Source organism: Flavobacterium sp. N502536 (assembly GCF_025947345.1).
Lineage (GTDB): Bacteria > Bacteroidota > Bacteroidia > Flavobacteriales > Flavobacteriaceae > Flavobacterium.
In genome coordinates, this window is record NZ_CP110011.1 from 4,873,245 (window position 1) to 4,895,079 (window position 21,835).

The following is a 21,835-nucleotide window of genomic DNA, read 5'->3' on the forward strand; positions in this document are numbered from 1 at the left end:
ATAACAAAACATACTAGACCGTGAAAAAAAAATTACTTTCAATTACAGCTCTTTTATTAATAACAAATTCGGTAATTCAGGCTCAGACTATCGTTTTTGATAAAGGTTCATCATGGAGCTATGATGACAAAGGTGTACAGTTAGCCGATCAATGGAAAAATACCGATTTTGATATTTCGGCCTGGAAATCAGGAAATGGACCATTAGGATATGGGGATCCTGTGACAACTACGATCACAAAGCCTTTAAATGCAGCTTATTTCACTAAAGATTTTACCGTTAATTTGTCCGATTTGAGTGCCACTATGGAGCTCGGAGTAATGAGAGATGACGGAATTATTGTCTTTTTAAATGGTGTCGAGGTCGTAAGAGATAATATGCCTGCAGGTGCCATTGACTATAATACACTTTCAAGTACAACAGTAGATGGAGCGAATGAAAGTATTTATAATATTTTCTCCATTCCAAAATCAAAGTTTGTACAAGGAGTTAACAGAATTTCGATCGAACTACACAACAGAGGAGCAAGCAGTTCTGATTTAAGAGTGGATGCCTACCTTAAAACAGTTGCTGATAATGGTTTTGAAAAAGAATCGCCATGGCGTTTTAATGACAATGGTGTACAGTTAGCTGACCAATGGAAAAATCCCGGTTTTGATATTTCAGCCTGGAAATCAGGAAATGGGCCATTAGGCTATGGAGATCCTGTAACCACTACGATCGCAAAACCTTTAAATGCAGCTTATTTCAATAAAGATTTTACCGTTAATTTATCAGATTTGAGTGCCACTATGGAGCTTGGAGTAATGAGAGATGACGGAATTATTGTCTATTTGAATGGTGTTGAAGTAGTACGAGATAATATGCCGGCGGGCGCAATTTTGTACGATACTTTTTCAACTACAACAGTCGATGGAGCAAATGAGAGCATTTATAATATTTTCTCTATTCCAAAAGCTAATTTTGTACAAGGAGTTAACAGAATTTCGATTGAACTGCATAACAGGAGTGCAAGCAGTTCTGATTTAAGAATGGACGCCTATCTTAAAAAAGCCGTTCCGCCAGTAGTTATACCTCCTGATACCTCTTGCAACGACGGAAATCATATTAGCTGTTTTACCTCTATTGTGCCTACAGTACAAACGTCTAAATTAATTATTTCTAAACAGCACAAATACCAATTGATTCTTAAAGAAGGGGACAATTACACTGAAGGTGGAGGATTTGTAGGAGGCCTAAATGACTTTACTGGTTATGTAGCTAAAAAAACAAGCGGTGTATCCAGCAGTACAGATGGCTATCTTTCGGTAAACCACGAAACAAATCCGGGTGGAGTTACAATGGCAGAAATTAATTACAATGCAACAACAAAACTTTGGCAATTAACAAAATCAAGAGCAGTAGATTTTTCATCAGCGAGTTTGGTGCAAACGATCAGAAACTGTTCCGGAGGAGTTACACCTTGGGGAACTATCGTTACTGCAGAGGAATCTGTAGCAGGCAATGACACAAATGGTGATGGTTATAAAGATTATGGCTGGTTGGTAGAAATTGATCCGGTTACAGCTCAGGTTTCTTCTAAAAACACTAATGGAACAAAAGGAAAACTTTGGCAAATGGGAATCATGAATCACGAAAATGTTGTGATTAATAATGCCGGAACTATAGCATATTATGGTGAAGATGGAGGAACGCACATGGTATACAAATACACCATGGATACTCCAAATAACCTTTCTTCAGGAAATTTATATGTTTTGAAATTAGACCAAGGCATAACAAATGGAAATCCAGTAGCTACAACAGCAACCTGGATTCAGGTTCCTAACAAAACGCAAGCAGATCAAAACAATACGACTTCATTGGCAGAATCTTTAGGTGGAACGAAATTCAACGGGGTAGAAGATGTTGAAATAAGTCCTTTGGATGGTAAAATATATTTTACAGCAAAAGGCTTAGACAAAGTTTATCGCATGAAAGATAACGGAACGACCGCATCAGAAGTGGAAGTTTTTGTCGGTGGAGGATCAACAGTTTATACTTTAAATACAACAGAAGGAGTTAAAACGGAATCTTGGGGAGATGGCAATGATAATTTAACTTTTGATGAGTTAGGAAATCTTTGGGTTCTTCAGGATGGTGGAAAAAAATTATATTTGGGTAATAGCACCAGATCATACTCAGGCAAATCCAAAAGTAAAACTTTTTGCTTCTATGCCAGCTGGATCTGAGCCTACAGGTCTCACTTTTACACCCGATCATAAATTCGGATTCTTCTCTATTCAACATCCTGGTTCAGGTATCGATAAGGATGTTGATGCTACAGGAAATACGATTGATTACAGAGGAAAATCAGCTACAATCGTTATTGCTTTAAAGCAAAATTTAGGGGTAGATAATTCATTGGGGGTTATTGATCACAATCAAAATGAGATTGTAGTATCTCCTAATCCTACTTCAGGTGTGGTACAGATTACTTCTGGCAACCTTAACAACCTGCAAGTTACCGCTTATAACCTGTTAGGGCAAATTGTTTATAAAAAGGCTTTTTTACAAAATCCGGTGACGGAATTAGATTTGACAACACAACTTCAATATTCAAATATGTTGATTTTAAATATAGAAGCTGACGGTTTTCAAAAAACTGTAAAACTTCTAAAAAAATAAGCCTTAATTTTATTTTTTAGCTGCCAATAGAAATGTTGGCAGCTTTTATTATTTATGAAAAAATTACTTTTATTTATTGTTATTGTTTTTTCGGTCTGTAATGCTAAAGCACAAATTGACCCGGTTAAATATCCCACTTATACCGATATTAATGCAGCGCTTTTGAGTAAAAAAACCGTTTACAGCATGAGCTTCAGAGATAAAGGATTATACAACCTTCCTCCGGATATTACAAAAATGGATTCTCTCTTTTTTTTAAATGTAATGGGAAATCATTTAGAGAAAATGGATAAAGCAATATTTTCGCTAAAACAACTTGAAATTTTGAATGTTAATAAAAACAGTATTAAATTCATTCCTGATGAAATAAGTGAATTAAAAAAACTAAAATCTTTTTCGATAAACCTCAACAGTCTGACCGCTATAAATTCAAACATTTCAAAACTTCAAGACTTACGCATGGTGAGTTTTGAATCAAATAATTTAAGTGTTTTTCCGGAAGCTCTTTTAGATATCCCTTCCCTTGAAGAAATAAATCTCCACAGTAATCAGATAAGTACTGTTTCAGAACGTTTGGATAAAATAAAAAACTTAAAATACCTAAATCTCTCTTCGAATCAAATTAATGATTTAGGAGAAATGAAATTGCCAAAAAAACTGAAATACCTTGAATTACAAAAAAACAGCATTGTAGAAGTTCCCGGGACATTATTTCAATCTCAAAATATAGAATACTTAAATTTGAGTGATAATGCGATATCTTCGATTTCTCCAAAAATTATGAAATTAAAAAATGCTGTAAGTGTAAATTTAGCCAATAATAAACTAAAAAGTCTACCCAACGAAATTCAATACATGAAAAAGCTTAAAACACTAATTTTAGTTGGAAATCCTATGAACAAAGAAACTATAGGTAAACTTAAAGCACTGATGCCTAATACAGCTATTTATTTTTAATCATACCCTAACTTAGGTTCGAAAATACTAAACATCTGAAAATACAAACTTTTACACTATGTAATTAAATTTTATATAGTTAAGTTTATAGGCAGGCTGTTAATGCTAAAGAAATATAGAATACTTTTGTTAACGATAAGATTTTAAATACAGTTATTATTATTATTGAATTTTACAAAAAATGTCATACTCCAAATACAGACTTATTGCATTTTTAACCAGCGTTTTTATCTGCTGTATCATCGTTAATGGTAAAGCACAGGTAATACCTTTTTATACTGTCATTCCTTTTGAGGAAGAAATTTATTTCACCAAAACAGTCTTCCCTTTCAATTCCTCTTTTATGAAGAACCATAAGGTAAAAAGTATTGTTGTAAAAAATAATGACGAAAATGGGATCAATTCTATTTACGATTTTAACCCGGATGGTCAGGTAGTGAGTATAACTAATATACATCGCACGAAAGAGAAAACAGACACCACTTTCTATACAAGAAATTACTACAGTCCAAAAGGGCTGCTCGATAAAAAAGCAAACATTGATTATAATAATGGCGTTGTAAAAATCAGTTCTTACCAATACGATGAAAAAAACAGAATTGATAAAATCCGAATCTTTTCATTGAATTCCGAAATGCCCAATAGACCCCAAAATAGTGCCTGGCTGGCAGAATCATATCCAGGTGTAGATAAAATAGTGACACTTGGTACTTTACCAGATGAAAACCTACTCAATAAAATGATCGAGGAAAACTCTTTTTCTTCATGGCACTATCGCTATTATACCGAAAATAAATTTGAAGTCGAAGAGTGTACGGAATACTATGATTTTTTAAAGAAGTATGACAATCAAGAGACTTGTAAGCAGAAAAAAACGTATTATTATTTAAACGAACGCCCTGTTGCTTTGTTTCTTCATAACGGCTGCGCCGATAAAACCACTCCATCTAAACTATACCAATTTAAAGAAGGATTTCTTTCATCTCTGGCTGATACTCCAAACAGCTTTGAGCCCCGAAGCGAAAAATACACCTATAATAAAAACAAAAATCTGGTACTGATGGAGGATATATGGAGTGCGCAAAAAGTAAGTGAATTGGTGATGACTTATGATAAAAAAGGCTTTCTCACCACCATACAAAGAAAATCAGATACCGCAAAGATGAGTCACTATTTTGAGGACCGTATTCTAAACCTAACCTACAGCTTTTACTAATTGTCGAACTTAAATTTATCTTTCTTAAATTAGCTTCAACAGCTATAATCTTTAATTTCTAACGCCTAACAAGAAATGGATTCTCAGAATAATGAATTTTCAAAAATAGAATCATTAGAATCAAAGAAAATAACTTTTATAGTAAAGTTGTTAGGGACAGCTATTTTTGCAGGTACCGTTTTAGGAATAATTTACTTAGAGCTAATTATTATCGAATCTAAACTATCTGCTGAATTTAAAATTTCTTCTGCAGCACTATCCGTGCTTCTTTTATCTTTTTTGGTGTATTTTGGAATAAAGGATATGATTATTCACCAAAAAAACAAAATCACAAAAGTTATAGTAGATCAAAATGGTTTGCACCATTATCAAGATGAAATAGTTGTTGAATCCCTAACTTTTGAATCTTTATGTCCAACTCCTGATCTGAAAAATTATGATATCGTTTTATCAGTGGGAGAAGATCTCGCTCATGATATTTGTGTGTATTATTTCGATAACTCCGCAAACGCAATAATTTATAAAGCCATTACATTCAACACTCCGTTCTCCATACGCAATTCAAAAGAATTAAAAAGACATTTCATAAAGGGAGTTCTAAGGTTCCGATCCGATTTGAAAGTTTCACCAAAGGTGTTGGATTTTTTAAATTTAAAGAACTGATAAAATTAAAAAATGGTCTCGTCCTGAATCTTGTAGTTTACAACTCGTTGCAAAGAAACTACAACAACTTTCTTCTAATCTTGCTTAAAAACTCATGCGAAATACCTAAATAAGCAGCAATTTGATGCTGTGGAATTCTTTGCTCTAATGTTGGATATTTATTCTTAAAATCTAAATAACGTTTATCAGCTGTTTTATTCAACATGCTAATCATTCGCAACTGAATTGATTCTAAGGCTTTTTGATTCATCAAACGAAAAAGTCGTTCTGCCTTAGGCATTTCGACATATAATTTTTCCTTATCCTCTTTATTAATGGTCATAATTACGGAATCTTCCAGAGCCTGAATGTTTAATTTCGAAGCTTTACCAGATACAAAACTTCCAATATCCAACACCCACCAATCTTCTATTGCAAAATAGAGAACATGATCTTTTATGTTATCTTCTTTATAGAAAATTTTAAAACAACCTTCTAATACGTATCCTTCAAAATCACAAATTTCACCTTCAGAAAGTATCATTTGATTTCGCTCTATCTTTTCAATATGATAAAACGAACTCAATTTTTCAAACTCAGCTTCCGTTAAATCAGCATACTTTTTTATATTTTCATAAAATAGATTTTTCTCCATCACTTGTTTCATCAAATTCGATTATCCGCTTTTCTCAGTTCTTATACATTGTACAAAACTTCGCTAGTAATCATTTTTCATAGTAAAACTAAAATAAAAAAATCTTCCTGCTGCAACAACTTACTTACATCTTTCATTTATACCTCAAAAAATTACTTTTTAAGTATTTGGTGAACTAGTTCAACATACGCTTCTTTTCTCTCGTAATACCTTTGAAAAAAATTAAACATGGAAAATAAAACACAAAAGAAAGAAGCTTTACTCCTTATCGATATTCAAAATGATTATTTTGAAGGTGGGGCTTACGCACTAGTTCATCCGGAAAAAGCATCAAAAAATGCCAAAGCCGTGCTTGAAAAATTCAGATTAGAGCATAAAACAATTGTTCATGTACAGCATATCGCTGAAGAAGGATTCTTCTTGCCCAATACTGAGGGAGTAAAAATACACCAAGATGTACTGCCTATAAAAGGAGAAAAAATTATCACAAAACATGTACCCAACAGTTTTCAAAGAACCGATTTATTGTCCTATCTGCACGAGAACAAAATTACTGATTTGGTTATTTGCGGCATGATGACACAAATTTGTGTTGACTCAGCGGTTAGAGCTGCTAAGGACTATGGTTTTACTGTCACACTGTTAGCAGATGCCTGTGCAACCTTAGATCTTGAGTTTCAGGGAAAAATCATCGAGGCCGAACAGGTTCAAGCCTCATTCATCAGTGCATTGCAGTTTTACTATGCGGATGTAACCACTACAAATCAATTTTTAAACCTGTAAAACACTATAATTAAGTGATGCTGTTGCTACCAGAGATCTTGAATTAAACGAAAAACCTGCTCCTGCCGCTTAAGTCAGCATCACTTATTTAACCAGATGAAATGCTCTTGAATGTTTATACGCTAAAGCGGTTATCAAGTGATGAATTTCTGTTGCTAAAATTCAAGAAATTATTTTCGGATAATTTAGTATTAAAACCTGCATCTTTTTAAATAAGTTCTTAAAAATACAACCGATACTTTTGGAAAACATTATTCTAAATAAAGTAAATTAATGAGGTTGTCTTTTAATAAAAAATATGGATTATTAATCAATAGATGTATTCCATTGTTACTTATCTTGTTTGGTAATTTACAATTAGCCCAGAGCCAAAATATCGATTCAACCATATTAGACGAGACTAAAACAGCAAACTTATATACTCTTTGTAAAGTATGGGGATTTCTTAAATATTATCACCCAAATGTTGCGAAAGGACGTTTTAACTGGGACGAACAATTATTAAACATTATTCCTAAAATTGAAAAAGCTACAAGTAACGAAGCTATCTCTAAAATCTATATGGAGTGGATTGCCTCTCTAGGAGATATCAGCACGTGTCGTTCTTGTAAAGATGTGAAGTCTGATGAATATTTTGATAAAAATTTCAACCTTTCCTGGACGCAAAATACTGAATTGTTTTCTAGTGAGCTTTCAAAAAAATTAAAACAAATAGAAGACAACCGATTTCAGGGAAAGAATCATTATGTTTCTGCCACAAACGCTGGTAATGTAAAAATAACCAATGAACCACAATATGAAAATTTAGAGTTTCCAGATGAAAGCCATCGATTGTTAAGTTTGTTTAGATATTGGAATGTTGTTGAATATTTTTATCCCTACAAGTACATGACTGATGAAAATTGGGATGAAGTTTTAAAACAAATGATTCCTAAGTTCTTAAATTCAAAAAACAAAACAAAATATCATTTAGCAATGCTGGAAACAGTTGTTAAACTTAACGACTCACATGCAACTTTATACACAGATCCTATCGATGATTACTTTGGAAGAAAATACAGTCCTGTATATTTTAATATGGTGGAAGATCAATTGGTAATTACTGGTTTTTATAATGATTCATTAGCAAAATTAAATGATTTAAAAATTGGAGATGTTGTAGAAAAGTCAGAAGGAATAGCCGCAAAGAAAATAACTACAGCCAATGAAATCTATAATAGAGGATCTAATAATAAAGTAAAAGATTCTCACAATGGCTTTTTTGTAACAGCCGGAGCAACAGATTCTATAAAACTAAACATTAAACGTGGGGAGGACGAAATTGTTAAAAATTTCGGGCGTTATGATCTAAAACATATAAAAAGTCAATTCCCCACAAATAAAGAAAAATATAAAATTCTAGACAAAAATATTGGATATGTGGATATGAGTTACTTAGAAATGAAAGATGTTGACAAAATGATGTTAGATCTTAAAGCAACAAAAGCAATTATTATTGATTATAGAGCGTACATGAATTTCACTCCTTTTATGATAGCACGAAGATTGATTCGAACTAAAAAAGAGTTTGCAAAAGTGATAAAACCAGATCTTTCTTATCCCGGGAGATTTATTTGGAAACAAAGCGAAACAATTCCACCTAAAAACAATGACTATTACACTGGTAAAGTCATTGTCTTAGTTAATGAAAACACTCAAAGTGCATCCGAATTTGCAACTATGTTATTACAGACAGGTGACAATGTTACTACAATAGGTACCCAAACTTCCGGAGCAGATGGCAACGTTTCATATAATGATTTTTTAGGCTATAAATCAATCATTACAGGACTAGGTGTGTTTTACCCAGATAGAAGCGAAACTCAAAGGGTGGGCATAAAAATTAACGTTGTTGTTCATCCCACTATTAAAGGTATTCGGGAAGGAAGAGACGAAATTCTTGAAAAAGCACTAGAGTTTGCAAAAAAATAAAAATAGAAATCTAGGGGTTCAGGTTTAAGATACTAATCCTACTCTCCTCAAAAAAAGAGTGAAAAAAGTAAAAAGATTGCTTTTTCAATCTTTTCAAAAACCTAAAATAACAGTGGTCAAACCTGCAAATCTTAAGATTCGCAGGTTTTTTTATTTTCTGCACTTCTTAATCTCTATAAAACAACTCGAAAGTTTCTATTCCCAACGGAGCTGTCAATTACTTTGGCCAACTGATTTCGGTTTTCATTCCAATAACCGTAAGTTTTCATGTAAAATGCCGTAGATTTTTACAATTACAAAGAGCTAAATTTAAGTTTTAATTGGCTGTAATTGAAACACTGAACAATATTTTAGAAATAAAATCTCCCTTTTCGTTATCAAAAAATGAAACAAATACATTAGATAACCGTTCGGACGAATCAAAAAAAACTATAAGAATCATAAAAAAAGAAGTTTTTTTTTACACACAAGCTAATAATAAACCCATATTTAAAGTTTTTGTAAAAAAATCATTATAAAATTAATGTTAATACTTAAAAATTAGCAGAAATTTATTACTTTTATTCCACTATACCACATTAACTAAATTGTACCATAAAGGCCATGATTATAGTTATTAGCATTTCCAAATCTCATTTCAATCTTATCAACCTATGAAAAATTTAACCCTTATAGGATTAACGCCTTTTGAAAAGCCTGATGTCAACCTGATGTCTAAACTATATCAGGCTGGAGCATTCCCCGTATTAAGTTTGGGATATGATAAAGCAATCGCTCAGGAAGCATTAAAACAACTTGAACTGATCAATATACCTTCCTATGGTATACATCTCACCAATGACAAGTTAACCTCACTTCAACTGTCGGGGCAGGTAAGTCACCTTATCCTTCCTTTTGGGATCTCAACAAACGCCTATCCGAACGTATCACGTATTTATCAGGTAAACAGTCTGGAGCAAGCCAAAAAAGCCGAACAGCTGGGAGCTATTGGAATTATTGTGAAAGGAAATGAAGCTGGAGGATTAGTTGGTTATGAATCGACATTTGTTTTGTTTCAGCGTGTCATACAAGAAATCAAAACTATACCTGTATGGGTACAAGGAGGAATAGGTCTTCATACCGCCGCCGCTGTAAAAGCACTTGGCGCAAATGGTATTGTATTAGACAGTCAATTGGCACTATATCCCGAAAGTACCATTCCTCAGGACCTCAAAAATTTATGTTCCAAATTAAATGGGACAGAAACTAAGATCATCGCCGACCATCGCGTATTGGTGAGACCTAATTCACCTGTTTTATCTGAGAATGTTTCTATCGAAGAGTTAGAACACTATTATAATGACCTTGACCCGAGCAAAAGTTACATTCCAATGGGACAAGACATTGCTTTGGCAACAGAGCTGTATGAAAATTTCAAAACGCTAAAAAAATTGGTTTTTGGATTTAAAGAAGCTATGTATGGTCATCTAAAACAAGCAAAAGCCTCTCCAATCATTGATCAAAACAATCCGTTAGCCAAACAACTTGGCCTGCGCTACCCTATTGCACAAGGGCCAATGACCCGCGTGAGCGACGTTGCGGCATTTGCCAATGCTGTAGCAGAAACAGGAGCCTTACCTTTTATAGCCCTTTCTTTACTCAAAGGAGAGCAAGCAAGAACATTAGTTCTCGAAACTCAAAAACTTGCCGGTAATAAAACCTGGGGTGTCGGTATATTAGGTTTTGCACCACAGGAGTTGCGGGAAGAGCAAACCACTTATATCCTTGAAGCCAAACCTCCGGTAGTATTAATCGCGGGAGGTCGGCCTGCACAGGCTAAAGTATTTGAAAAAGCGGGCATAACTACCTTTTTACATGTCCCTTCCCCTGCTTTATTGGATATTTTCCTAAAAGAAGGTGCCAAAAATTTCATCTTTGAAGGTAGGGAATGTGGCGGACATGTTGGCCCACTATCCAGCACCGTACTTTGGGAAAAACAAATCGAACGTATTTTAAAAGAAGATCATCCGGAAAATATAAGTGTATTTTTTGCCGGTGGAATTCATGATGCTTTTTCCACAGCCTTTGTGGCTATCATGGCCGCTCCTCTGGCTGCCCGGGGTGTAAAAGTTGGGGTACTGATGGGAACTGCCTATTTGTACACACAGGAAGCGGTGAGTACAGGTGCGATTCAGCAAGAGTTTCAGCAACAAGCGATGCAGGCCAAAGATACTGTGCTCCTGGAAACCGCGCCAGGTCATGAAACACGTTGTTTAAATACAGCATTCGCCTCACATTTCGACAATGAAAAGAAAAAACTGCTGGCCATTGGAATGGACAAAAAGGAAATTTGGGAACAGCTTGAAAAACTGAATGTAGGACGTCTCAGGATTGCTGCAAAAGGCATTGACCGTCAAGGCGACGCCCTTGTTACTATACCTAAAAACCAACAGCTTGATTTAGGTATGTACATGATCGGACAAGTAGCAACCATGCACAACCAGGTAATTACGCTTGAATCACTCCACCATGACGTTGCGATCGAGAATCAAAAACATATTACACAGGCAGCATTACCAGAAAAACCTATATCAACCGAAAAAGCATTGGACATCGCTATTATAGGTATGGAATGCGTGTTTCCGGGTGCCAAAAATTTAGCAGAATACTGGCGCAATATCATTCTTGGAAAAGACTGCGTTACCGAAGTACCGGACGAGCGATGGAATAAAGAGATTTATTATCAACCCGACTCCAATGCTTCAGATGTATCCCATTCCAAATGGGGAGGTTTTATTCCGAAAATAGATTTTGACCCCATAGAATTTGGTATTCCGCCACAATCACTTGCGGCGATAGAACCCACTCAGCTTCTAACTTTACTCGTTGCCAAACGTGCAATGGAAGATGCCGGTTATGGTGAAAAACAAATTAATAGAGAAAATATATCGGTTATCATCGGGGCTGAAGGCGGAAATGATCTTGCCAATAGTTATAGTTTCAGAGGTTATTACAAACAAGTTTTTGGAGAACTTCATGAAGAAGTCGAAAAAGCATTTCCACACACCACCGAGGATTCGTTCCCGGGTATATTAGCCAATGTTATTGCCGGAAGAATCACAAACCGTCTGGATTTGGGTGGAAGAAATTTTACTGTAGACGCGGCCTGTGCCTCATCGATGGCTGCCATTGATCTGGCCTGCCAGGAACTGATACTGGGCAAATCGGATATGGTACTAACCGGAGGAGTCGATTTACATAATGGTATCAACGATTATCTGATGTTTTCCAGCACACATGCCCTCTCCCGCAAAGGACGCTGCGCAACATTTGACAGCACTGCCGACGGTATTGCTCTTGGCGAAGGGGTTGCCATATTGGTCTTAAAACGATATGAAGATGCCCTGCGCGACGGTGATCGTATTTATTCTGTTATTAAAGGTGTCGGAGGATCCAGCGACGGTAAAGCTCTTGGTCTTACTGCTCCGCGAAAAATTGGTCAGGTACGCGCCTTAGAACGCGCCTACGATCAGGCAGGTATCAGTGCAGCAGCAGTTGGTTTAGTGGAAGCTCATGGCACTGGAACGGTAGTTGGAGACAAAACAGAACTTAGCGCGCTCACCAATTTATTCAGCAGGTCCGGAGCTTTACCGGCTCAGACACATCTCGGATCTGTAAAAACTCAAATTGGGCACACCAAATGTGCGGCAGGTTTGGCCGGACTTATCAAAGCCTCTATGGCGGTATACCATGGCGTAAAACCTCCTACGCTTCATCTTCAACAGCCCAATGCCTATTACAATGTACATACAAGTCCTTTTGCTTTTCATTCCATAACAGGATTATGGTCTGAAGAAAAACGGTATGCCGGAATTAGTGCCTTCGGTTTTGGCGGTACCAATTTTCATATGGTAATCGAAAATCACCCGCAAAAAGAAGAGACTGTCACACTTCAATCCTGGGCGTCTGAGCTATTCGTCTTCCGTGGTGATAATTATGATCAGGCCAAAATTCAATTGGAACAGGTAAAAACGCTATTGGAAATCAATGACAGTTTATCCCTAAAAGACATTGCCTACAGTTTAGTCGCCGGTTCCGAAAAACCGATCCAACTAAGTATTGTTGCCGATACAACCGAAGATTTGATGATGAAAATCGAACTCTTGTTAACGGGTATTGAAAGTAAAGATATCTTTATTGTCAACCAACAAGCCGGTAAAACTGCATTTCTGTTCCCCGGTCAAGGCAGCCAAAACATTCATATGGCACAAGACCTGTTTGTGCTGTTTCCGGTCCTGCGCAAACTTATAGCACAATATCCTGATTTAGAAAAAGTTGTTTTTCCTGCAGCCACATTTGATACCGCGGCATTAAAAAAACAAAAGGAAACCATTAAGGATACGCGTCTGGCACAACCTCTTTTAGGTATCGTAGACCTTGCCTTAGCTCAATTGTTACAGTCATTTGGCATCCTGCCTGATATGTTGGCAGGACATAGTTATGGAGAATTACCTGCATTGTGTTTCGCCGGTGTATTTGACGAACAACAGTTGGTTGAACTCAGCAGCAAACGTGCACAAAGCATTTTAGAGGCTGTTGAAGATGGTGATCCCGGAACTATGGTAGCCGTAAACATCGATGCAGATCGCCTGAAAGCGATTCTTGAACAGCATCCGGACTGCTATCCTGTCAATTATAATTCACCAACTCAATGTGTTGTGGCCGGAAGTACCGCGGCCATTGACAAATTTATGGAACACCTTAAAAACGAGCGTATCTCTTCCAAAAAACTGGAAGTTGCTTGCGCCTTTCACAGTCCGTTGGTAAGCAAATCCAAAGATTTGTATGCTGATGTTCTGAAAGAAATTCCTTTTCAGGAAATGCAAATTCCAGTCTGGTCAAACACTACCGCAAACTTATACCCAAGCCCGGTATCTGATATCAAAGTACAATTGACCGATCACTTGGTTCAACCCGTACGTTTTGTTGACGAAATCCAGGCGATGTATGCCGATGGAGCGAGAATATTTATTGAAGTAGGTCCCGGAAAAGTATTGACCGGTTTAACAAAATCCTGCCTCAACCAAGATGCGATAACCCTGCATGTCGAGGACAACAACCGTAACAGTCTCACCCATTTACTTTGTATGCTTGCGCAATACCTTGGAACCGGCCGAACCCTTAATTTAAACAAACTTTTTGAAGGCAGACACACGACTTTAATCCAGATCGATCAACCCGACCTTTACAAAAAAAGCCCAACCATTTGGCGTATAAATGGACAAGCCGCTCATCCAACAACAGGAACATTACCTACTCATGGTGCCTTACCCATAATAACTCCCCTTCATATGACAAACTCGACGATCATCCAGAAAACAGAGACACAACCAGTCGCAGAACACGTATTACAGGAGTATTTAAACAGTATGAAACTGTTGATTCAGGCGCAGCGAGATGTCATGCTTTCCTTCTTAGGACAGCAGGGACACATCAATCCTATCCCGGTTTATGCTACAACAACAGCAAATACCACCGCTGATCAATTCGTACCCACACGAATTGCCAACGATAAACCGATAGCTACAGTGACCCTCCCAATACCATCAACAGATATCAAATCCTTGTTGTTAAACGTAGTCTGCGAAAAAACGGGTTATCCGCATGAAATGTTAGGTATGGAAATGGATCTGGAAGCTGACCTCAGCATAGATTCTATTAAAAGAGTTGAAATCATCGGAACGCTCCGCAATGAGTTGGGTATTCTTAACAGTGATCATGAAAATGAAGACACCGTCATGGAACAACTGGCGGCAATAAAGACTTTAAATGGACTCGTAATCTGGCTTACGGAATACACAGGCACTGTTGCTTCTCCTGTCGCAACGGTTGAATTATCACTCGAATCGCCTGTAATAGCTGCTAAAGCTATCCGTACACTTGCAGAACTGCAAACGGCCATTTTAGATATTGTCAGCGAAAAGACCGGCTATCCAAAAGAGATGTTAGGACTGGATCTGGATCTGGAAGCCGATTTAAGTATCGATTCTATCAAACGAATGGAAATTATCAGCGATCTAAAATTCAAAATCGGATTTGGTGATGACAAGGAGCAAGCTGATGATCTTATGGAAAACTTAGCAGCCATAAAAACGCTAAATGGCTTAGCAACCTGGATAAGTGAAATGAGTACAATTGAACCTGTACAAAGTTTACTAACACGCCTGCGATTTGATTTGATACCAACCGCTATTTTCGAAGCACAAAATACCGAAACACTTAAAGGAAAACGATTTGCAATAGCCCCGGACAATGGCACACAAACAGCGGCAATTAAAACGATATTGGAACAACATGGTGCAATTGCACAATTGGTTCATACAGATCAGGATTTGACGCTCTTTGATGGACTGATTATTTCCGATATAGGCTCCGCTGCTGTCAAACATAGTATCATCGACCACGTTGCTTTGATTAAAAAAATGGATCTTGAAAAAGCACAATGGATTTATTTGATCTCAGATATCCCGGCACATATTGAAAAATTAGAAGACACCCGTGCACTGCGCCACTATCAGGGCTATTCCGGCTTATTCAAAAGTTTAGCCCGTGAGTATGAACAAACCAACTGCAGGCTTATCACTCTCAATACCCCGCAGGAAATAGAGCAAATAGCCGAAATTACATTACGCGAAATCCTGACCGCAGACCAATCAGCGGAAGTCATTTACAAACACGATCAACGACATAAAGTCGACATCATACCTTCACCAATGTTAACGGCTCTTGACCAGGCACACATTCACCTTGATCAAAAATCGGTTGTTTTAGTTCTTGGCGGAGGACAGGGTATTACTGCTGAACTCGTAAAACATATGTCAGCAGCTTATCCGTGTACCTATATCCTTGTCGGCAGATCAACAGATCCGAGAGAAGTTAATACCGATTCAAAAGAATTAGAGTTGATGAAATCGCGAGAAGAAATCAGAAGCTACCTCATCAAGACCGGTAATTTTACCACGCCGCCTCAAATTGAAAAAGAGACCTCGCGAATTTTCAAAAACAATCAGATCCTGCGTACCATTCACGACATGGAACAATTGGGAAATAAAGTTGTCTATCAATCCTTAGATGTTTGTGATGAAGAAGGATTGACTCAGCTTCTCCATGATATTTATGAACAATACGGCCAATTAGATGGTGTCATTCATGGTGCAGGTCTTTTGGAGGACAAACTTTTCAAACAGAAAACAACCAGTTCTTTTGAACGTGTTTTTGACACAAAAGTAAAACCCTTACGTGTCCTGGCCGAGCAATTGCGCTCAGATTGCCAATTTGTAGTTCTGTTTTCAAGCATCGCTTCTGTCTATGGCAACAAAGGCCAAACCGATTATGCAGCAGCAAATAGTGTGTTGGACGATTATGCCAATGCATTAAACAAAAGGTTAAAAGGAAAAGTAATCTCGATCAACTGGGGGCCATGGAAAGGGGCAGGAATGGTTTCTACCTCATTGGAAAATGAGTACGAACGCCGCGGAATTTCACTGATCCCATTAGAGGAAGGAAAAGAGCTATTTCTTAACGAAATCAAATATGGAACAGAAAGTCAGGTATTAATCATGTCCGGTAAAAATTGGTAAAAACCGCTGTATTCGTCTATTATGAAAAAAACAGATATCGCTATTATAGGTTTATCCTGCCTGTTTCCCGGAGCAAAAGACGCGGAAGCATTTTGGCAGAATATCATCAATAAAGTCGACTCGACGCAAGCAGCTCCGGCTGAACGTATCGATCCTATCCACTTTAGCGATAGCAAGCAAACTATGGATCGCTTTTATTGCAATCGGGGCGGGTTTATTCCTGATTATGAATTTGACCCTACCGCCTTTGGTATTTTACCTCTTGCCGTTGAAGGTACTGAACCCGATCATCTGTTAACACTTGATCTCGTTCAGAAAGCCTTAGAAGATGCAGGAGTATTCCAAAAAAAAAATTCATTGGAACGAACCGGAATTGTCATCGGAAAAGGAAATTATACAGGCCCTGGAGCTACACGGGCCATTGAAATTGTACGTACAGGCGAACAGATCTCTTCCCTATTACAAGAACTATTGCCGGAGGTATCTTCAGCCGATATTGAAAAAGTAAAACAGGCCTTTCAGGAACGTAAAGGACGATTCTCTGCAGATACAGCCATGGGATTAATTCCCAACCTTGTGGCCTCATTAGTCTCCAATCGATTCAATCTTGGAGGTGTTGCTTTCACCGTTGATGCAGCCTGTGCAAGTGCTCTTCTGGCCGTAGACCATGCCGTACAGGAGTTACAGCGTGGCCGTAGCGATATGATGATTGCAGGAGGTGTACATACAGGTCAGAATGCTGCATTTTGGAGTATTTTTAGCCAATTGGGGGCCTTATCGCATCAGCAGCAAATCAAGCCCTTTAGCGAAGATGCAGACGGATTGCTCATTGGAGAAGGCTGCGGTTTCGTTGTTTTGAAGCGACTGGAAGAAGCGGTACGTGATCAGGATAAAATTTATGCCGTCATTAAAGGTGTAGGCGTAAGCAGCGATGGCAATGGAACAAGTGTCATGAGTCCTTCCGTAAAAGGTCAGTTAAAAGCTTTAGATCAAGCATGGTCGCATGCCAATTTAGATAAAGAACAAATCGGTTACCTCGAAGCTCATGGCACCGGAACTCCGTTGGGAGATAAAACGGAACTGCAAACTCTGGCGCAATTTTTCGGTAAAGACGAAACAGTTGTACGTGCCGGTATCGGATCTGTCAAATCCAATATAGGTCACGCCATGCCAGCTGCAGGAATCGCAGGTTTAATCAAGACCTGTCTGGCCTTGCATCACGACATATTACCCCCTACCTTATATTGCGAAAAACCTACTGCCGCCCTGCAACTCACCCGATTTACTCCTATACAGGAAGCTAAAAACTGGTCGCAAACCGGTTTACCAAAGATCGCAGCAGTAAATGCATTTGGCTTTGGAGGTATCAACGCCCACGTAGTTTTGGAAGGGTATGCCATCCCTAAAAAAGACGAAGTATTGTTACTTGCGAGACCGACACGTGAAGCTTTGCTTTCGGCACTTCAGGATAATGATACTGCCGCAGGAGAGGGTGATTACCGTATTGCACTCTTTGATCCAACACCCGAACGCATCCAAAAAGCAATCAAAATTGTGTCTAAAAATAATGCCTGGCGCAACAAACAAGATATATGGTACACCTCCACTCCCCTTTTACAGGATGGTGGTAAAGTAGCCTTTGTATTCCCGGGACTCGATGGTTTAGCAAAAGGCGAAGTCGCAACAGTCAGTCAATATTTTGGATTGACAGCTCCTATAGAAACAACTGGTGAAGGACTGTTGAACGAAGCATTTGGTGTTTTTAACAATTGTGGTATACTCGACAGTGCTTTAAAAAAACTGGGGATCTATCCGGATATGAATGCCGGACATAGTTTGGGAGAATGGTTGGCGGGCTATGCCTCAGATCTGGCCGAAGCAGGTACTGTCAAGGATCTGATCGATGTACTTGATCCAAAAACATTTGAACTAAAGGACTCTAAATTCATTGCCATTGGAGCAGGTCTGGAAGATGTAGCACCTTTGATTGAACAAATTCCGAACCTCTATGTTTCAAATGATAATTGTCCACATCAGGTAATCCTTTGTGGTACCCTTGCGGCACTCGAAGAATTAACGCCTTTATTGAAATCAAAACAGATCTTTCATCAAATTTTACCCTTTCAATCCGGGTTTCATTCTCCTTTTGTTGCCGATAAACTGGAGGTAATTTTAGCAGGGATGGAAAAAGTTCAATTCCAAAAAACAAAAATCCCGTTGTGGTCGGCCACTACACTCCTGCCTTATCCAGCAGATTTGCAGTCCATCCGTCAACTAAGCGCCGAACATCTTGTTCAGCCTGTACGATTCCGGGAACTGACCGAAAAACTTTATGACGAAGGAGTCCGTGTTTTTATCCAGATCGGTACGGGAGGGTTAATTGGGTTTATTGATGATACCTTAAAAGGGAAAGCCTTCAGCACACTTGCTTCAAGTGTAGCCACCCGAACTGCACTTGCCCAGTTGCAACGGGTAGTTGCCGCATTATTTGTAGAAGGAAAAGTTCTGGCACTCGATTTTTTAGACATCCAAAATCACAGAAAAGCAGTACCCAAAAAAGGTATCAAATTGCAATTAGGATCACCTATTGTCCGTGATTTTGAAGCTATAAAAAACTTGCGAAAATCTATCGATACCGTACGCCCAAAAGAGGTTTTTACCAAAACGGCAGCAAAAGTAAGTCACCCATTAGTTCAGGCCTTTCAGGACAATATCGCCGATATGATCCGAATGCAGGAAGAAGTATTGGACGTCTTTCAAAATCATACACAAACGGCTGTTGCTGCACCTGTTTTAGCAAAAAAACAACTGATCGACAGTCGTTTTTCAAAAACACTACAGGTCAATTTGGTTACACATCCCTATCTGATTGACCACAGCCTTTTACGACAACCCAAAGGCTGGTCGGAGGTTGCCGATATGGAACCTGTGATTCCAATGACCATGATCTTTGAAGTACTGGCCGAAACAGCACTGGCAGAACAACCGGAAACAAAAATTCACAAGATCATGCACGTCAGTGTATTTCAGTGGATGAACGTTGCCACGCCTTTTGAAAAAACAATAAAAGGCGTTTGGCGCTCCAACCATCACGCCTATCTGGACATCGAGAATTTTGCCAACGCCGAAGTATTTTTAGCAGCCTCACATCCGCAACCAGCTGTGTTTGACCTATCAATCGGCAAACGATTACCGATTGAGCGGACTCCTTTAGAAATCTATGAGAAGCATATGTTTCATGGGGACGCCTATCAAGGTATTACAGCCATATCGGCTGTTGGTGAGAAAGGTATTATCGGAAAGATAAAAGGGAATGGCGGTAAGGGTTCCTTATTGGACAATGCAGGACAGTTATTTGGATTATGGTTACAACTCACCTTAACCAAAGACCGCATTGCTTTTCCGGTAAAAATCAAACAAATTGAATTTTTCGAAGACATGCACGATCAAGATGGCGAATTTGAATGTACCTGTATACTGACGGAATTAAACGATGAATTTGCAATTGCCGACATTGTATTGGAGAGAAACGGAAAAGTATGGTGTGCGATAAAAGGATGGCAAAACCGCAGATTAGAAATTGACGAAGCGTTGTGGAATGTTTCCATGTCGCCACTCCATAACCGTCTGTCAGAAGAAATTGCCCCGGAAGTCTTTTTCTTTCATCAGGCCTATTCCCGCGTATCTTCCTGGGATTTTATACTGAAACGTTATTTCAATCAAAGGGAAAAACAGTACTATCAGGAACTCCTGCCCAACCGCAGAAAGAACTGGATGGTAAGTCGTGTAGCGGTAAAAGATGCTGTACGCCATGTATTGAGTGAACAGAAAAATCAACCCAGTTACCCCATAACCTTTGAAATATATTCTGATAAAGCGGGCAAACCTTATCTTAAAGGGAATGCCACAGAACAGATCGAGATTTCATTGGCCCATAAAGGAAAAGATGCGGTAGCCATTGCACGGCAGGATAAAGCTGTTGGTATCGATATGGAAATCATTGCCGAACGCAGCTCTGAATTCTATCAATTGGTCTTCACCGATGCAGAATCAGTCTTATTAAAAGAACGCGATCAGGCGGAATGGACCACCCGCTTTTGGGTAGCCAAAGAAGCTTATAGCAAATTATTAGGCACAGGGCTACAAGGAAACCCAAAAAAATACGAAGTAACACGCATACAAGGCGATCATCTGTGGATCGATCAAATAGAAATCAAAACAGTCAAACACCAAAACTATATCATCGGATGGACACTTTAAACACGACATTAAAAAGGAATCATGAGGAGTTATTTACCCTTTTAAAGGGTTTTATTACAGAAATTATCGGTGAAGAATTTGTAGAAGAGATGGATATCACGCCAAACAGTTCGTTCACTAAAGATCTGGAAATGGACAGTATAGAGATTGTTTCTTTTTCAGAAAAAATCAAAACACACTTTGGTGATCAAATTGATTTCACGGGTTGGCTGTCTGCTATGGATTTGGATCAACTGATCAATCTTGATCTGAATAACATCATCAATTATATCTACGAATGCCAGTAATTACGGTTAATCATAAAAAAGTTCACGTACAGGAACTAAATAAAGATGCCGAAGATACCGTGGTACTGATCCACGGTATGTTCAGTAATCTTTCTATTTATTATTTCAATATTGCTCCCATTTTGGCGCAGCATTTTCATGTGGTCATGTACGATCTAAAAAGTCATGGCAGGAGTGAGCGCGTATTAGAAGGATACGATTTAAAAACTATGGCATCCGATTTAATCGCCATGATGGATTACCTCCAAATCAAAAAAGCAAAACTTGTGGGTTATAGTTTTGGGGGACTTATTGCGCTCCAAACGGCATTGATAGCCCCTGACCGCTTAGAGCAATTGGTGGTCATCGAAGCACCGGATCCACAAGATGAAAAAGCGCGAGATGTTATCGAAGCGTATAGCAAGGAATTTCTCGAACATTACGTAGCCAATTTTACAGACACCACAAAAGTAAAGATGGGAAAAAGACAGCTGGAAAAAAACCATCGGTTGTACGAGTTTTTATTTAACCAAACCAGCATCAAAGCGGATATGGTTAAAGAAAAGCATTTTCTGCATCAGCTTGCTATTTCCAACTTACCCCTATCCACCCTGTTGTTATATGGATCGACTTCCAATTGCAAACCAACAGGAGAATGGTTGCAATCTAAAATCGGTACAGCCGAGCTAAAACTCATTGATGGAGATCACAATATTCCCATTCAGGACCCCATTCAGATAGCAGAAATTATTGTTCAATTTTTAACTAACCCTTTATTACAAAACTATGGCTAAATTTG

Annotated in this window: 12 protein-coding genes; 11 read left to right on the forward strand and 1 reads right to left on the reverse strand. The window is 38.2% G+C overall.

Going from position 1 to position 21,835, the window contains the following annotated elements; genetic code table 11:
- The first annotated feature begins 20 nt into the window (after positions 1-20).
- From OLM61_RS20320 to OLM61_RS20340, 5 genes are all read left to right on the forward strand, one after another.
- Positions 21-2,231 (forward strand): PhoX family protein, encoded by a 2,211-nt coding sequence (locus OLM61_RS20320; RefSeq protein ID WP_264524409.1) that lies wholly within the window; start codon positions 21-23, stop codon positions 2,229-2,231.
- The gene (locus OLM61_RS20325) at positions 2,215-2,667 is read left to right on the forward strand and encodes a T9SS type A sorting domain-containing protein (RefSeq protein WP_264524410.1); all 453 of its coding nucleotides are present in this window, start codon (positions 2,215-2,217) and stop codon (positions 2,665-2,667) included. Before OLM61_RS20320 ends, OLM61_RS20325 begins: the two co-directional genes overlap by 17 nt.
- Positions 2,668-2,721: 54 nt before the next feature.
- A complete protein-coding gene (locus OLM61_RS20330; protein WP_264524411.1) occupies positions 2,722-3,624 on the forward strand; it encodes a leucine-rich repeat domain-containing protein in 903 nt (300 codons plus the stop codon).
- 181 nt (positions 3,625-3,805) lie between these two features.
- Positions 3,806-4,840 (forward strand): hypothetical protein, encoded by a 1,035-nt coding sequence (locus OLM61_RS20335; protein WP_264524412.1) that lies wholly within the window; start codon positions 3,806-3,808, stop codon positions 4,838-4,840.
- Between the two features lie 75 nt (positions 4,841-4,915).
- The gene (locus OLM61_RS20340) at positions 4,916-5,503 is read left to right on the forward strand and encodes a hypothetical protein (RefSeq protein WP_264524413.1); all 588 of its coding nucleotides are present in this window, start codon (positions 4,916-4,918) and stop codon (positions 5,501-5,503) included.
- 58 nt (positions 5,504-5,561) lie between these two features.
- On the opposite strand, the gene OLM61_RS20345 is transcribed toward OLM61_RS20340, so the two are convergent.
- Entirely contained in the window at positions 5,562-6,137 is a 576-nt protein-coding gene (locus tag OLM61_RS20345) for a Crp/Fnr family transcriptional regulator (protein ID WP_264524414.1), read from the reverse strand.
- 228 nt (positions 6,138-6,365) lie between these two features.
- On the opposite strand from OLM61_RS20345, the gene OLM61_RS20350 reads away from it, so the two are divergent.
- From OLM61_RS20350 to OLM61_RS20375, 6 genes are all read left to right on the forward strand, one after another.
- Entirely contained in the window at positions 6,366-6,920 is a 555-nt protein-coding gene (locus OLM61_RS20350; RefSeq protein ID WP_264524415.1) for a cysteine hydrolase family protein, read from the forward strand.
- 279 nt (positions 6,921-7,199) lie between these two features.
- Entirely contained in the window at positions 7,200-8,891 is a 1,692-nt protein-coding gene (locus OLM61_RS20355; RefSeq protein ID WP_264524416.1) for a S41 family peptidase, read from the forward strand.
- 653 nt (positions 8,892-9,544) lie between these two features.
- Positions 9,545-16,510: a type I polyketide synthase gene (locus tag OLM61_RS20360; protein WP_264524417.1), complete on the forward strand. Its 6,966-nt coding sequence runs from the start codon at positions 9,545-9,547 to the stop codon at positions 16,508-16,510.
- 21 nt (positions 16,511-16,531) lie between these two features.
- Entirely contained in the window at positions 16,532-20,770 is a 4,239-nt protein-coding gene (locus OLM61_RS20365) for a beta-ketoacyl synthase N-terminal-like domain-containing protein (protein WP_264524418.1), read from the forward strand.
- A complete protein-coding gene (locus OLM61_RS20370; protein ID WP_264524419.1) occupies positions 20,758-21,057 on the forward strand; it encodes an acyl carrier protein in 300 nt (99 codons plus the stop codon). Before OLM61_RS20365 ends, OLM61_RS20370 begins: the two co-directional genes overlap by 13 nt.
- Entirely contained in the window at positions 21,048-21,830 is a 783-nt protein-coding gene (locus tag OLM61_RS20375) for an alpha/beta fold hydrolase (protein ID WP_264524420.1), read from the forward strand. Before OLM61_RS20370 ends, OLM61_RS20375 begins: the two co-directional genes overlap by 10 nt.
- Positions 21,831-21,835 lie beyond the last annotated feature (5 nt).

Coding starts and splice junctions, on each gene's coding strand:
- OLM61_RS20325 (WP_264524410.1), top strand. CDS start 2,215: ATGCCAGCTGGATCTGAGCCTACAGGTCTCACTTTTACACCCGATCAT.
- OLM61_RS20335 (WP_264524412.1), top strand. CDS start 3,806: ATGTCATACTCCAAATACAGACTTATTGCATTTTTAACCAGCGTTTTT.
- OLM61_RS20365 (WP_264524418.1), top strand. CDS start 16,532: ATGAAAAAAACAGATATCGCTATTATAGGTTTATCCTGCCTGTTTCCC.
- OLM61_RS20375 (WP_264524420.1), top strand. CDS start 21,048: ATGCCAGTAATTACGGTTAATCATAAAAAAGTTCACGTACAGGAACTA.
- OLM61_RS20345 (WP_264524414.1), bottom strand. CDS start 6,137: ATGGAGAAAAATCTATTTTATGAAAATATAAAAAAGTATGCTGATTTA.
- OLM61_RS20330 (WP_264524411.1), top strand. CDS start 2,722: ATGAAAAAATTACTTTTATTTATTGTTATTGTTTTTTCGGTCTGTAAT.
- OLM61_RS20360 (WP_264524417.1), top strand. CDS start 9,545: ATGAAAAATTTAACCCTTATAGGATTAACGCCTTTTGAAAAGCCTGAT.
- OLM61_RS20340 (WP_264524413.1), top strand. CDS start 4,916: ATGGATTCTCAGAATAATGAATTTTCAAAAATAGAATCATTAGAATCA.
- OLM61_RS20370 (WP_264524419.1), top strand. CDS start 20,758: ATGGACACTTTAAACACGACATTAAAAAGGAATCATGAGGAGTTATTT.
- OLM61_RS20350 (WP_264524415.1), top strand. CDS start 6,366: ATGGAAAATAAAACACAAAAGAAAGAAGCTTTACTCCTTATCGATATT.